We start from the raw sequence: 13,672 nt of genomic DNA on the forward strand, positions 1-13,672 counted from the left end.
GACGACCACCCAGCGAGGCATCCGCGAGTCGTCTGACGTAGCGGCTGTGACACCACCCGCTCGGCCGCCCGCAGCCCGTACACGACGCGGGAGTAAACGAGCGCGTACGGGCACGGACCACCACCACGGGTCCAGAGCCGTCGACCGAGAGAACCAACACGCCCGCCAAGTGCGGTAACAGGTACGACAGTTCAACAGAGCACACTCAAAGGCTGCCCGTCATGCCGACCTCAGCACCCAGATGATCTCCGGCTACGAAAATCTTGCAGGGCCGTGAACGTCCCCAGCCACGTACGGATGAGCTGGGCCAGTTCCTGACTCGCTGAGGGCCGGTGAGGGCCGTCGGCCTGCCTCCCTGTTGCTGAAGCCGGTTTCGATTTCACCGCCGGACCGGCACGGCCCGCAGATGGGCGAGTGCTACGACGAACCTCGGACCGGTTCTGGATCTCCGAACCGTCCCTGGCGAACGGAGTGCACGACGCGCCGTTCATCCGCCGGTGGGCGTGTCGATCCGCTGGCTTCCGATGACGGAGAGCAGCTGGAGTTTGTCGTGGTCTTCCGTACCGGGGATCGCTGTGAACACCAGCAGCGACTGTGCCTGGTCCGGGTCGACGAGTGTCTGACAGTGCAGGGAGATCATTCCGATCTGCGGGTGCAGGATTCTTTTCCGGTTGGTGTAGGAGACACCGACTTCGTGCTGGGTCCACAGTTCCGCGAACTCGGAGCTCTCCGCGCACAGACGCTCTGCGAGCGCGGCGGCGTGTGACCCGCGGCCTTCGCGGGAGGCGACGGTGCGGAGCTGGGCCACATAGACCCGGCTGTGCGTCGGGTGGTCGTCCGGCGCGTAGTTCGTTCGCTCGTTCGGGTCGGTGAACCAGCGGTAGATGATGCTTCGCGCGAGCCCGGTGAAATGTGTCTGGTCACCGAGCAGGGCCACCGCCAGTGGGGTTTGGACGATCGTCTCGCCGGTGCCGGTAACGACCTGAGCGGGGGTGTCCTCAAGCCGATCGAGGATGCGCATCATGCCGGCGTTGACGTGGCCGTCGCGCGCGGTGCGAGCCGGTGCGTTGTGCCCGGCCAGGACGAACAGGTGGTCGCGTTCGTCGAGGGTGAGCCGGAGTCCACGGGCGATCGCGGCGATCATCTGCTCCGATGGCTGCGGTCCGCGGCCGCGTTCGAGACGGCTGTAGTAGTCCGTCGACATTCCGCACAGCGCGGCCACTTCTTCGCGTCGTAGCCCGGGCGTGCGTCGGCGCTGCCCCGGAGGAACGCCGACGTCGTCGGGTTGCAGCGCCTCTCGACGGCTACGGAGGAATGTCGCCAGGCCGCTCTGATCCATATCGACACTGTGCCTCACCCGAATACGGCTATCCACTGTCTGCCGATCCCAGGATGTCGTCCCAGCCTGGGACCGGCAGACAGTGGACAAGCAGGCACTGGATGGTTTCTGGGATCGCGCGTCAACTGGTCATCGGGTTCGGCACAGCATCGCGAACCCCTGCGGAGCGACCAAGGAGTCATCGTGAGCATCACCCAGAAGATCGCCGTCATCACCGGAGCCAACCGAGGTCTCGGACGCGCGTACGCGCTGCACCTCGCCAGGGCAGGTGTCGACATCGTCGTAACCTATCGAAGTAACCAGGCCGAGGCCGAGGAAGTGGTGTCCGCCGTCACGGACCTGGGACGTTCCTCCGTCGCACTGCGGCTCGACACCAGTGCGGTGAACACCTTCGCCGACTTCGCCGAACAGCTCGGCATCGAGCTCCAGGCCCGCTGGGCCAGGACGACGTTCGACTTCCTCGTCAACAACGCCGGCACCGACCTGACCGCCCCGTTCGCCGAGACCACCGAGAAGGACTTCGACGACCTGGTGAACGTGCACCTCAAGGGCGTCTTCTTCCTGTCACAGACCCTGTTGCCGGCGCTTGCCGACGGCGGCGCCCTCGTGAACGTCTCCAGCGGCCTGACTCGTTTCGCCGTCCCGGGGCATTCCGCCTACGGCGCCGTGAAGGGCGCGGTCGAGGTCCTCACCCGCTACCAGGCCAAGGAATTCGGCAGCCGCGGCATCCGCGTGAACACCGTCGCGCCAGGGGCGACCGCGACCGACTTCGGCGGCGGCATGATGCACGACGAACAGGTCCGCAACTACCTCACCTCGCAGGTCGCACTCGGACGCGTAGGCGAACCTGACGACATCGCCGGCGCAGTGACGGCACTCCTCTCGGATGCGAACCAGTGGGTCACCGGGCAGCGCATCGAGGTCTCCGGCGGACAGAGCCTGTGAACGGCAAGGGCAACGATTCCGATGACTGATCTGACCGGAAAGACGGCCGTGATCTCGGGCTCTTCCCGAGGCATCGGCAAGGCAATCGCACTGCGCTACGCACGCCTTGGCGCAAACATCGTGGTCAACTACGCCTCCAACGAGAAGGAAGCCGACGCCACGGTCGCCGAGATCGGACGTCTGGGCGCGGAGGCGATCGCCGTACAGGCCAACATGTCGGCCCTGCCTGACATCGAGCGCCTCTTCACCGAGGCTACCGAGCGTTTCGGGCAGATCGACATCGCTGTCGCCAACGCAGGCGTCGAGCTGATCGGCATCGATTTCCTCGACATCACCGAGGAGCAGTTCGATCGTCTCTTCACAATCAACACCAGGGGCACCTTCTTCACCCTCCAGGCGGCGGCGCGGCACGTCGCGGACGGCGGCCGGATCATCTACGTCGGTTCGAGCACGACGACCGTGCCGGTCCGGGGCGAGGGACTGTACGGGTCGAGCAAGACGGCACCGCGCTACGCCGTGCGGGTCCTGGCGCAGGAGCTCGCCGACCGCGGGGTCACCGCCAACACGATGCTCCCGACGGCGATCGACGGTGCGGGCGTGTTCACCGAGCCGGACCCGGACCACCCGGTCCGGCGGTTCGTCGCACAGCCCGGGCGCATCGGCCGCCGGGTGGGGACCGTCGACGACGTCGCGGATGCCGCCGAGTACCTCGCCTCCGACCTTGCGGCGTGGGTCAGCGGGCAGAGCCTCCTGATCAGCGGGGGTGCACTCCAGTGACTATGCCGGACACAGGCACAGACATCGTGATGTCCACAGTCCACTCGCAGCGGGCGACGGTGGCCGGCGCATGGGCGCTGCCCGTTCCCTTCTCGGGTGTCCTCGGAGTGGCGGGAGCGGAACTTGCTGAGCAGGCAGGACCCGGCATGGACCACAGCAGACTGATTGGAGCGTGACCATGGCGTACGAATTCCAGACCTCCGCCGGGCTCGGACGGGCGAGCCTCGCCTCGACCGAACCTCAGACCGTCGCTTCCTTCTACAGGCGCGTGCTGGGCTGGGCCGTCACGGAGAGCGACGGTCGACTGAGCGCATCCGCCGGGGGCGCGCCGGTTGCCGACATCACCGACATCAGCGCGGCCGACGGGATCCCCGGATGGCTCATCCACTTCGACGTCGACGACCTCGACGCCGCGCTGACCGCCGTCTCCAGAGCCGGCGGCGCGGTGCTGCCCTCTGCCACCGGCGGCTCCGCCGAAACCGCGATCGTGACCGACCGCAACGGAACACGGTTCGCGCTCCGCGCGCCCACCACACGGCGCCGCGAGTGGCCCGCGCACGGAGCCCTCGCGTGGGGCGAACTGATCACCGACGACATCGACACGTCCGCGGCGTTCTACCGCGGGGCCTTCGGGTGGGGGCTCACGGAGCCGAGTGGTCCCCTTGGCCGCGGGGAGTGGCAGTGGCATGGCAGGTCTTTCGCCGGGCTCCTGCCACGGCCGCCGGCGATGCCTGCCGAGACCCCCGCGTACTGGGACGTCTATTTCGCCGTCGGCGACATCGCGGCCGCCGCGACGGCCGCGACCGTACATGGCGGCACCCGGCTCATGCCACCGACGCCGATCGAGATCGGCACGATCGCGGTCTTCCTCGACCCCGCAGGCGCCATCTTCACGCTTGTCCAGCTCACCACCGAGGAGGCCCTCGCATGATGACAAGCATCCGCGACAAGTCCGGGAAGGTCGGGCTCGTCACCGGCGCCGGATCCGGCCTCGGCGAAGCAGCCGCCAAGCGACTCGCCGCGGACGGCGCGCGGATCGTCGTCGCCGACCGCGACGCGGGGGCCGCCGAACGTGTCGCTGCGGAACTCCGCGCCGCCGGACACCTCGCATCCGCATTCGCCGCGGACGTCCGCTCGTACGACGACACCGAGCGGCTCGTCGCTTTCACCGTCACGACCTACGGCGCCCTCGACCTCGCCTTCAACAACGCCGGCGTCACACCCCGATTGGCCGATGTCCACGACATCGCACTCGACGACTGGAACGACGCCATCGGCATCAACCTGACCGGCGTCTTCCACAGCATGAAAGCCGAGATCGCCCACATGCTCGAAGCCGGCGGTGGGGCCATCCTCAACATGGCCTCCACCGCCGGAGTGATGGCCCACGCCGGGCGGGCCGCGTACTCGGCCTCCAAACACGGCATCGTCGGACTCACTCGCTCGGCCGCCGTCGAATACGCCAAGCGCGGCATCCGCATCAATGCCGTCGCACCCGGTCCGATCGACGCGCCATCGGCACGAGCGCTCCCGCCGGAGGTTCGCGCCTCCATCGCCGCGAAAACCGCGATGGGCCGGGTAGGCCAGGTCCACGAGGTTGCCAACGTGGTGAGCTTCCTGCTCTCGGACGAAGCCGCCTTCGTCACCGGTTCCGTCTACGAGGTCAACGGCGGCCAGACTCAACTCTGAACGCCGCGCAGCGGGTGATCTCCATCCGACGGCCCCAGCTATCAGCTCAGGAACCGCCTCAAGACCATCGGGGGAGAAACCGAAGTGGCCTGACAGATGGGAACGTTGAAGCGTACGCGACAATTCCTTTCGTTGAAGACGACAGACCCCCTTGACAAGGTTCATCGCCCCAGGAAGGAACTTTCGCGTCTCCCGTCGACAACACCCAGTTGTCGGCGACGCCCAAGCGAAACGGCGAGGTCAATTGGAGTAGTCGATACTCATGCTGGTCCACTCTCCCGAACGGCATGATGTTGTCGCTAATCAGGTCGAAGTTGAGTTCGGCCGTCAGCTGGAGGCGTGGAATGGCTGCCACCGACAACTTCGCTACTGAGGCGACTGGCGCGGAGAGCGTCGATCCTGCCGACGGGCTCGCCGCCAATCAGGCACTGTGGGACACCTGGGCCGAGAAGCACGGAACGAGTCCCAACGACCTCTCCTACAACGTGGAGGGCTTCCTCGCAGGTCGACAGACGCTGCGTGGCATCGAGCGGGAGCTCGCCGGCGACGTGACGGGGAAGGATCTTCTTCACCTGCAGTGTCACTTCGGCATGGACACCTTGAGCTGGGCCCGCCTTGGTGCGCGGGTCACAGGGGTGGACTTCTCGCCCGTGGCCATCGCCCGGGCGCAGGCCCTGGCTGAGCGTGCCGGACTGGCCGCGGAGTTCATCGAGGCGGATGTCCAGCACTTGCCCGACGGTCTTGCGCGCAGATTCGATCTTGTCGTTGCCACCTACGGGATTCTGACCTGGATCGCGGACCTCCACGCGTGGATGCGCGGCGCCGCAGGGGCGCTTCGTCCCGGGGGCCGCCTCGTGCTCGTCGACCTCCACCCCGCCTTCCAGGCCGTGCTCAGCATTGAGCCCTTCATAGCAGACTGGCCCTATGGCGGAGGCGAGCCCCAGCGTGCCGTCCTGAGCGGCTCCTATGCCGACCCGAAAGCCGAGATGGCACCGCAGGAGACGGTCCAGTACCCCTACTCACTCGGCGAAATCGTGACAGCTGCCGCCTCGGCAGGGCTGCTCGTCGAGCGACTCGGCGAACACACGGAGACCGAGTCCGACGGCCGCCACATCTTGCCCCAAGGCCCCGACGGCCTGTACCGGTTCCCCTTCAGTGACACCCATCTGCCGATCATGTACTCCCTGCGCGCCGTGGCCCCCCGAACGGCCGCCGGATCATGATCCTGCAAGCCTTCACAGCGACCTGCTGCCCGGCTGGATGGACAATGTCCTCGCGGATGACCTGCCCGCCTTGCACATTCTGGTCAACGGCCTGCACCGCGACCGCGACGCCTTCATCGCCGGGCCATCCGCACATGGAGCTCATGGCAGGTTGAAGGCCACATCACACGCGTCGAGCTCCTCAAACGCATGGGCGCCTACAAGGCCCGCCGGGCCGGGGTGACGTTCCTGGAAGTGGATCCGGCCCACACCTCGCAGCGCTGCCCGCGCTGCGGACACACGGAGCGCGCCAACCGGCCCACCCAGGACCGTTCTGTTGTCGGTGCGGTCTCGCTGGGCCCGCCGAGCCGCACGTCGAGGTCAAAACGTGCGCGACCGTACGCACTCGGTGTGGGTATTCGTCACCATGCCCGTCCCGCCGCCGGTGTAGCCGGAGGCGGGAGATGCGACCCGTGACCGTCCCGTCGTAGGGGACTGTCGGGAGCGCGACAAGGCGTGACGCTGAGCCGTACAAGCTCGGCGCCGTTCACGGCCGAGAAGGCGCCAGCCCATGATCCCTTCAGCATCACAAGGTCATGAGCCAGAGCCCTAGAACGGGAACGAAGCCATCAGTGACTGGTGGCAGTACTACATCACCCGGGCAAAGTGATGGGGATTGTCTCCGCCTGCGCGGAAAGCCGCCCCCGGACGCGTGGCACCCGGGGGCGGCGTTCCGTGCAGGGGCGCCGCCGCCCCTGCACGCGTCAGCGGGTGATGTCGACGAAGACCATGGGGCGGTTGGCGACCGTGTTGAACGCGGCCTCGTTCCGGCCCCACCAGTAGCCGGTCGGTCTGCCAGTCGTCGTGTCGGCCTGAATGAAGATCGTTCCCCGGCCGACGCCGCTCCATTCCTTCGTGGTGAGGCCCGGAGAGCCTTCGACCCGGCTGTCCTTGAACGCCCAGTGGGGCGACGTCCTGGAGGAGAACGCGACGCCGTGCGGATTGGAGGTGCTGTCGGCGACCGTGACCGCGTACTCCTGGGTAGCGCTGTTACCGTCACGCTCGAACGGTGTCACGGACTGCACGGTCATCATGTGCCCGGTCGCTCCTCCCTCCGAGCCGTCCAGGTACTTCACCGCGATGACGGATCCCGCGTGCAGGTCCCTGACCCGCTGCGCGGAGGGACGGCTGATGTGGTCGCTCATGTCCTCGAGCGCACCGCCGGCGGAGGTGTCGGTGAAGGCGGCGTAATACTGCTCCGAGGAGGGACTGCGGAAGCCTATGCCGGAGGTGAACCACGCGTCGGTGGCCCAGGTGTAGGCGTGCTTCAGCGAGGCGGTGAGGAACTGGGCGCACTTGGCCTCGACCTGATAGGAACTCGGGTTCCCGGGCGTGCCCCAGACGACCGAGGCTGCGTCGGCGTCGGGGTGGCCAGCAGCACCGGGGTAGAAGTTCTCCGGGTCCTGTCCCGGCCAGCCGAGCGTCGTGAGTTCGTCGATGATCTCGTTCTGAGCGGCCACCAGGGGCGCGCCGTCCTCGATCCCGGCTGCCTGTGCCGTGGTCGGCATGACCGCCAGAACGACGGCTGTCGACGCTGCGCACAGGGGGGCTATGAGCCTCTTCATCGTGCTGGTCTTCTTTCTGTGGAGCTCGCCGGGGCGGGACCCGGCTGACGCCTGCAGGGTTGGGGTGGTCGAGCGGCACAGCCGGGGCGTCCCGTGGTGTTGCGCGCGGAATCTGTCGGTTGCCCGCCGACTTCATGGGGTGCGGCAAGAGCCCCGGTCCCGCGCACAGGTGCCGTTTCGGGCTGACAGCTCTCACGAACGGGGATTGTCCATGCCTCGACGCTGCTCTACTTTTCGGCGGGCAAGTAGGGTGAGTCAACCGTGAGTTCGGTAAGCGGACATGAGTAATCTCTGCCTATCCGGACGACCGCGGGCACACCACGCTCCCGCAGTTCCTGTCGTACGCCCCAGACAGGGGTGGGTCACGGGGAGGAACTTGTCGGACTCGCGCTCTGGGTTTCTGTGGGCCCTGCTGTGGCCGGGAAGGGGAACTGCAAGACGTTCGGCTGTGTCCCGTAATCGGCAGGGTCACCGACAGAGCCAAAGAAGCGATCGTCGACGGTTCGGGAGTCAGTGCCCATTTGGCTTGCGACCCATTTGGTATTTCAGTGCTTCGGCGAGGTCAGTGCGGTTACGAACGCCGAATTTGACATAGATGTGCTGAAGGTGGTTCTCGACGGTGCGGACGGAGAGTGTGAGGTGCTGGGAGATTGCTTTGGTGGTGTTTCCGGCAGCTGCCATCAGAGCGATCTCCTGTTGGCGTTTGGTGAGGGGCCCGGAGGTACTGGCCAGGGTGGACAGAAGGGGGGTTCGGGCGCCTTCGCACTCGGCTGCGAGGGTGGTTGCACGGGTGGTTGCAGCAGTGGCTTTGCGGGCATCGCCATAGTGTTTCCAGGCGCTGGCGGCTGCTGCTGCTGATTCGGCGGCGAGGATGGGAGAGCCCATGCGCTCAAGGTCGTGTGAGCAGTCCGTGAGGCGGTCCGGGTCGTCGTCGGCCAGGGCGGTAGCGAAGCGTGCCCGAGCGTGTGTGAGCGCTCCGTCGCAGCGGGAGGCCAGTTCGGTCAGGCGCTGTTGGACGCTTCCGGGATCGCCCAGGCGTGCGATGTCCGTGAGGAGGAGACACTCTCGGAGATGACGTGACCGGTGCGGCGGGCGTCGGCGGCTGCGGCGTGCAGGATGTCGCGCGCGGGTGAGTTCGCCGCGGGCAGCGTGCAACCAAGCCGTGCCGAGGTTCTCTTCGCTGGCCAGGAAACCGCACGTTCCGTACCGTTCGAGATCTTGGATCAGTGAGTCGGCAGCCTCGAGGTCCCCGGTCAGAGCTGTGCAGGCCACCGCGCCGGACACATAGAAGCTGAGCATTCTTGTGATCCGGTGTGTCCGCGCTATGCCGATGGCCTCCGCATACCAGCGGCGGGCGTTGCGAGGGCGTCCGGCCAGCCATTCCACTCGCCCGGTGTAGGAAGCGAGTCGCAGGCGTGCGATGGGAGACTGCGCGGTGTGGCCGTCGAAGGCCATGTCGGTGGCTTGGCGAGCTTGGTTGATTTCTCCGTTCTCGGCGAGCGCCAGTGTCAGAGCGGCGAGCTGGAGCGCGGGACGGGGCAGGAGTTTTCCCTCCTCGACCGCCTGGTGGACTCTGTGTCCATGCTCGCCAGGGCCTTCGCCTGTGCCACGCGCCCGACGATGGCCAGCCCCTGGGCCTTCGCCTGGACTGCCAGCAGCCAGGTGTCAAGACCGTCCTCGGGTGGTCTATCAGGAAGGACGTCGAGCCTTTGCAGCCCGTCCTCAGGTAGCCCCGAGGCAACGAGCATGAATCCTTCCATGAGGCGAAGCTGCTGAATCGCTGTTTGGTCTTTGAACGCTGAGCGGGCAGCGAAGCACAGGGAAAGCGCCTTGTCCGGCTGCGGGCTCGACCAGAAGAGGTTGGTGCAGCGGGTTGTCACTGCAGCGAGCTTCTCGTGGTCGTTGCGGGCGTGGGTGTCGGCTTCGGCGAGGACGGCTTCGGCGCGTTCTAGTTGGCCGGCGTGCATCAGGGCTCTGCCCAGCAGGATCCGGCTTTCCGAGGTGCGGTCCTCGGCTTTGATCGCGGTCAGCAGTTCGATGACTTGTTCGTTGTCGTTGGAGTTGATCGCGATGGCGGCGGCGTGCAGGAGCAGGTCGGGGTCTGCCGTACCGGTGGCGGCCAGTCGCCAGGAGGCGATGTGCAGGGCGTCGTCGCGGGGTTTGAGGCCGTAGGTCTCGAGTCGCTCGGCCATGCGCAGGGCCAGATCGTAGCGCTGAAGGGGCGAAATGCCCGCTGCGATGACCTCGCCATACAGGGGGTGGGCCAGGGCCGCGGTCATCCTGCGCCCGTGTGCGGAGACCTGGATGATGCCCGACCTTTCGAGCTGGGTCAGGACGGTGCGGTCAGCGGTGGATATGGCGTCGGCGAGGGAGAGGGCGCCGCAGAAGGCGAGGGATTCGAGCAGGGGCCGTGCCGCAGGGGCTGCTGTGGAGATTCTGGCGGTGATCAGGTCGTTGAGGTGGGGGGTGACGGCAAGGCGCTTCTCGGAGATCTCCCAGATCTCGCCGTTCGCCTTGAGGGCGCCTGATTGCACGGCTCCCAGCACGAGCTCTCTCAGGAACAGGGCGTTTCCGCCGCTGGCGGTGAACAGGGTGTGCAGGGTGCGCCGGCTGATGGGGCCACCGAGGACAAGCTGGAGGAGTTCTCCGACCTGGATGCGGTCCATGTGGGCGAGGTCGATGCGGCGGACGCGGTCGCCGCGCTGCAGCAGGGCATCGACGGCGTCGTTAAGTTGTTCGCCGGTCCTGGCGGTACCGATCAGGCGATAAAGCCGGAGTCCAGGAGCTGGCTGAGCAGGACGGCGGAAGAGTTGTCGAGCAGGTGCATGTCGTCGACGAATACTGCGGTGTGCTTGGCACGTGGTCCGGCCAGTGCCCGGGCGACGGAGCGGAAACCGACGACCGGGTCAGTGAGGTCGACGTCCGGGGGGGAGCAGGTGGGCGATCGCTCCGAGGGGTACCTGGGCGGCGGCTTTGCTGGCCACAGCTCTCGCGGTGCGGCGTCCGCTTGCGGCCGCCAGGTCCAGGAACTCGTCCGCCAGGCGTGTTTTCCTATTCCGGCCGGCCCGTAGATCATCCAGCCGTGGGTGCCGCCGACAGAAAGGTCCTGTGTGAAGGCATCCAGAAGCGGTTTCCGCCCGACCAGCGGCCATCTGCCTGCCCAGCCCTGCATCCACGCGCTCCCTCAAAACCTGACCTACCGGCCATTCTACCCGTAGCCCTCATCATGGAGTTGGTCATGCACGGGCAGTACGGACTTCGCCTTGGGCCTGGTCTCTCGTGAGAGTGGGCTGTTACGTAGCTTCGGTTTCACGGCTGGCGGCTCTCGGGGGCGATGCCTCAGGGCTCTAGGGTGGCCCAGCGGTCGATGAGCCCGTCGTTCCAGTCGATGGCACCGGTGTCGGTGGTGAGGGCGTCGATGATGGTGGTCCCGCGGCCGTGTTCGTCCGGGGGGCGGCTTGCAGAGGCATCCACATCGGCAGGGGCAGGACCGCCATCGGTGACCTCGATCAGCAGCGCCTCCGTGGAGATGCTCAGACACAGCGTGATGGGCAGCTGGGCGTACAGCACCGCGTTGGTGACCAGCTCTGAGACGACCAGCAAGGCGTCGTCAAAGGTCTCGCCCTCGATGCCCCACCGGTCCAGCACCGTGCGGGCCTCGCGGCGTGCGGCCGAAGGGGAGTGCGGATCACGTTCCAGAGGCAGCCGCCACGTCTCCTCTCCCGGCAGCCCGGACTCTGCAGCGGGGGCTGGGACACCGGCCGGAGGGTGGGCTACGGCCGCCTGCTGGGTGGTGAGGTTCACGGTGATCACTGCCTAGGGAGGAAGTTTCCGACCACCCCAGGACACGGCCACACGCCCTCCCAGCGATTGAGCAAATGATACTTAAACCGGCAATCCGCACCTGCACGGGTATGCGTGCAACGCCGAGAAGCAGCCCTCGACCCAGGCCCTGGATACCGCGCTGACCTGCGCAGTCGACATGCCCTGCAGCTGATGCAGCGCCCGGCCAGTGGTTTGCGCCGCAGAGCCGTCGGCAGAAACCGCCGAGGAAGCCGAGGAAGCCCCAGGGACGCTGTCAACCTGACCGGATACAGATCATCACTCAGCGTCACGTCCCCGGGCGGTACGCAAGCATCCCGACCAGGACCCGGCTTCGTTCCTCGACCCACCGGACACACGGGACGTGACCACCCGAATTCTCCTTGGCCGACGATGATCTGGATCCGGACTGCCCGCCGTAGTCGCGTCAACCCACCCGCGCCACATGGTGGTTCCCCGTGCGCACGGGCGCGCTGGACCGCGCCCGTGTCGCGATGAACCCTGACGCGCCACCGGCCGGGCTCGGTGCCCGTCCTCGCCTGCCTCCTCGACGCCATCGCCCTGATGCGACGGCGCTGGAACAGCGACGGGATCGTCGAGGACGCGGCCACCGGCGGCGCCACCGGATCCTCCTCCGCCCACCTCCGCCGACAGCGCCGGATCGTCGACGGCGAGCTGCGGTCCTGCGCCAGGGACACTTCACCGGCAGGCCCAGCGAGATGACCATCAAGAGACATCCGCTCCATAAGAGTCGGGGGCGAGGTCGCCTTCAGGAGCTGCCCCATGATCGTGAGAACGCCGCTGCACTTCGGTCCGGACTTAAGCCGCGCCGCTGTGGGGTACGAGGACCTCCTCGAGCCGGTGGCGTCCACCCTCGCCGACTACAGCCGAGGCCTGAGGGAGTCCCCCGTCGGGATGTTTGCCCCGGCCGGCCGTGACGGCGACGCACATGTGAAGCCAGCCTGTCTGCCCGGGCGAAGCATTTTCACCGGATCCTGGAGCGCGCCCGGCGCTGCGGCACCCCGGCCGCTGGAGTCATCGCAGTGCTCGACGCCCAAACGGGAGATCTCCAGGTGCTGCTCGATCACGAGCATCACCTTTGGGACATCCGCACCGCCGCAGCGGGCGCCCTCGCGGCGCGCACCTACGAGTACGGCCCGGCCGGCGCCGGGAGCGGGGACTCCGGCAACGGTGCGCGCGTGCCAGGACATACCGGCGGGCCATCACCTCAGCCACGGCAAGCGCGTTACCGGCCTGTACAGCACGAGAGCGAATGAAGGTATTTCTGAACTTTAACCTCAAAAGCCTCAAACTAAAGTCGGAAATGGCTCCCTGGAAGCGCCCCCAGATGGCCAAGCAATACATTTCAGTTCGAGCATCTCACTACCTGCTGGCAACCTTCACATTCCGGTAGGCCTGCGCCCACCGAAATTGAGTTTCGATATTCCGGCAGACCGCTGGCAGCCGCTGTTGCCGCTTCAGCTATGGTCTTTTCGTCGTTGGCTCTTCCTGCTTTCGCCGCAGGAGATTCCCCGATCTCGATTCCTACCCCTCTGACGCTGCCGGCGGGTTCGGTCAGGGAGGGGGTGGACTCCGGCTATCTGCCTGGAGATTTGAATGTATCTCCGTCGGGTGAAGCCACGTACGATATTCCGCTGGCCGTTCCGGCCGGTCCTGCTGGCGCGCAGCCGTCGCTTGGTCTGCACTATTCCAGTTCGGCGGGTAATGGCACGATGGGCGTGGGCTGGTCGGTGGCCGGCCTGTCGGCCATCAGCCATTGCGGGAAGAGCATCGCGACGGAGGGCCGCACCACTGGGATATCGTTCCGTACTGCCGATTCCGCCGGCGGTGACGCGGCACGATTCTGCCTCGACGGTCAGAAGCTCGTGGGTGTCAGCGGTGCTTATGGGCAGAGTGGCGCCGAGTACCGCACGGAGACGGAGTCTTTCACCAAGTTCGTGTCCCGGGACTCCGACTCAACCACTGGCCCGGGCTGGTTCGAGGTGTGGCTGAAGAACGGACGCCGGCTCGAGTACCGGCCGCAGAGAATGGATCGCCTCACCGCGGACAGCGACGGTATTTCGCTAGATCAGGCCAACGTCGCTCTCACGTACCCGCTGGCGAAAGACACGGACCCGTCCGGCAACGTCATCGAATACTCCTACACCCTGGACACCCCTAAGACTTGTCCCGTAAATGATCTTCGTGCCTTCCGCGACCAGCAACCCTGTCCGCTGGTCCGGATGTGCGGCAGACTTCGGGCAACAGGCACG

14 protein-coding genes are annotated in these 13,672 nt (G+C 66.7%); 8 read left to right on the forward strand and 6 right to left on the reverse strand.

Annotation, left to right across the window (positions count from 1 at the left end; translation table 11 throughout):
* Positions 1–487: 487 nt before the first annotated feature.
* Positions 488–1,339 carry a helix-turn-helix transcriptional regulator gene (locus ACFWBD_RS40435; RefSeq protein ID WP_385678918.1) on the reverse strand — a complete coding sequence of 284 codons (852 nt, stop codon included), beginning with the start codon at positions 1,337–1,339 and terminating at the stop codon, positions 488–490.
* A gap of 183 nt (positions 1,340–1,522) precedes the next feature.
* Between ACFWBD_RS40435 and ACFWBD_RS40440 the strand changes: the two genes are divergently transcribed.
* From ACFWBD_RS40440 to ACFWBD_RS40465, 6 genes are all read left to right on the forward strand, one after another.
* Positions 1,523–2,284 carry an SDR family NAD(P)-dependent oxidoreductase gene (locus tag ACFWBD_RS40440; protein WP_385678879.1) on the forward strand — a complete coding sequence of 254 codons (762 nt, stop codon included), beginning with the start codon at positions 1,523–1,525 and terminating at the stop codon, positions 2,282–2,284.
* Between the two features lie 21 nt (positions 2,285–2,305).
* Positions 2,306–3,061: an SDR family oxidoreductase gene (locus ACFWBD_RS40445; RefSeq protein WP_385678882.1), complete on the forward strand. Its 756-nt coding sequence runs from the start codon at positions 2,306–2,308 to the stop codon at positions 3,059–3,061.
* A 178-nt stretch (positions 3,062–3,239) separates the two neighbouring features.
* Complete coding sequence (locus ACFWBD_RS40450; protein WP_385678885.1) at positions 3,240–3,992, forward strand: VOC family protein; 753 nt, start codon at positions 3,240–3,242, stop codon at positions 3,990–3,992.
* Positions 3,989–4,750, forward strand: a complete 762-nt coding sequence (locus ACFWBD_RS40455) for an SDR family NAD(P)-dependent oxidoreductase (protein ID WP_385678888.1) — start codon at positions 3,989–3,991, stop codon at positions 4,748–4,750. The genes ACFWBD_RS40450 and ACFWBD_RS40455 overlap by 4 nt, the downstream gene beginning before the upstream one ends.
* Before the next feature lie 344 nt (positions 4,751–5,094).
* Positions 5,095–5,973, forward strand: a complete 879-nt coding sequence (locus ACFWBD_RS40460; RefSeq protein WP_385678892.1) for a class I SAM-dependent methyltransferase — start codon at positions 5,095–5,097, stop codon at positions 5,971–5,973.
* A gap of 189 nt (positions 5,974–6,162) precedes the next feature.
* Positions 6,163–6,429 (forward strand): zinc ribbon domain-containing protein, encoded by a 267-nt coding sequence (locus ACFWBD_RS40465; protein ID WP_385678895.1) that lies wholly within the window; start codon positions 6,163–6,165, stop codon positions 6,427–6,429.
* A gap of 287 nt (positions 6,430–6,716) precedes the next feature.
* On the opposite strand, the gene ACFWBD_RS40470 is transcribed toward ACFWBD_RS40465, so the two are convergent.
* The 5 genes from ACFWBD_RS40470 to ACFWBD_RS40490 all read right to left on the reverse strand — a co-directional run bounded on the left by ACFWBD_RS40470 (position 6,717) and on the right by ACFWBD_RS40490 (position 11,381).
* On the reverse strand, positions 6,717–7,520 hold the full coding sequence (locus ACFWBD_RS40470; protein WP_385678898.1) for a hypothetical protein: 804 nt from the start codon (positions 7,518–7,520) through the stop codon (positions 6,717–6,719).
* Between the two features lie 567 nt (positions 7,521–8,087).
* Positions 8,088–9,032, reverse strand: a complete 945-nt coding sequence (locus tag ACFWBD_RS40475) for a response regulator transcription factor (protein ID WP_385678901.1) — start codon at positions 9,030–9,032, stop codon at positions 8,088–8,090.
* A gap of 53 nt (positions 9,033–9,085) precedes the next feature.
* Complete coding sequence (locus ACFWBD_RS40480; protein WP_385678903.1) at positions 9,086–10,243, reverse strand: hypothetical protein; 1,158 nt, start codon at positions 10,241–10,243, stop codon at positions 9,086–9,088.
* A 92-nt stretch (positions 10,244–10,335) separates the two neighbouring features.
* Positions 10,336–10,749 carry an ATP-binding protein gene (locus ACFWBD_RS40485; protein WP_385678906.1) on the reverse strand — a complete coding sequence of 138 codons (414 nt, stop codon included), beginning with the start codon at positions 10,747–10,749 and terminating at the stop codon, positions 10,336–10,338.
* A gap of 167 nt (positions 10,750–10,916) precedes the next feature.
* Positions 10,917–11,381, reverse strand: a complete 465-nt coding sequence (locus tag ACFWBD_RS40490; protein WP_385678909.1) for an ATP-binding protein — start codon at positions 11,379–11,381, stop codon at positions 10,917–10,919.
* Positions 11,382–11,924: 543 nt separating this feature from the next.
* Between ACFWBD_RS40490 and ACFWBD_RS40495 the strand changes: the two genes are divergently transcribed.
* Together ACFWBD_RS40495 and ACFWBD_RS40500 are read left to right on the forward strand one after the other, a co-directional pair.
* The gene (locus ACFWBD_RS40495; protein ID WP_385678912.1) at positions 11,925–12,122 is read left to right on the forward strand and encodes a hypothetical protein; all 198 of its coding nucleotides are present in this window, start codon (positions 11,925–11,927) and stop codon (positions 12,120–12,122) included.
* Between the two features lie 863 nt (positions 12,123–12,985).
* Positions 12,986–13,672 (forward strand): SpvB/TcaC N-terminal domain-containing protein (locus ACFWBD_RS40500; RefSeq protein ID WP_385678915.1); only part of this gene is annotated, 687 nt, incomplete at its 3' end.

This window comes from Streptomyces sp. NPDC060002, from assembly GCF_042737245.1.
Classification (GTDB): Bacteria; Actinomycetota; Actinomycetes; order Streptomycetales; family Streptomycetaceae; genus Streptomyces.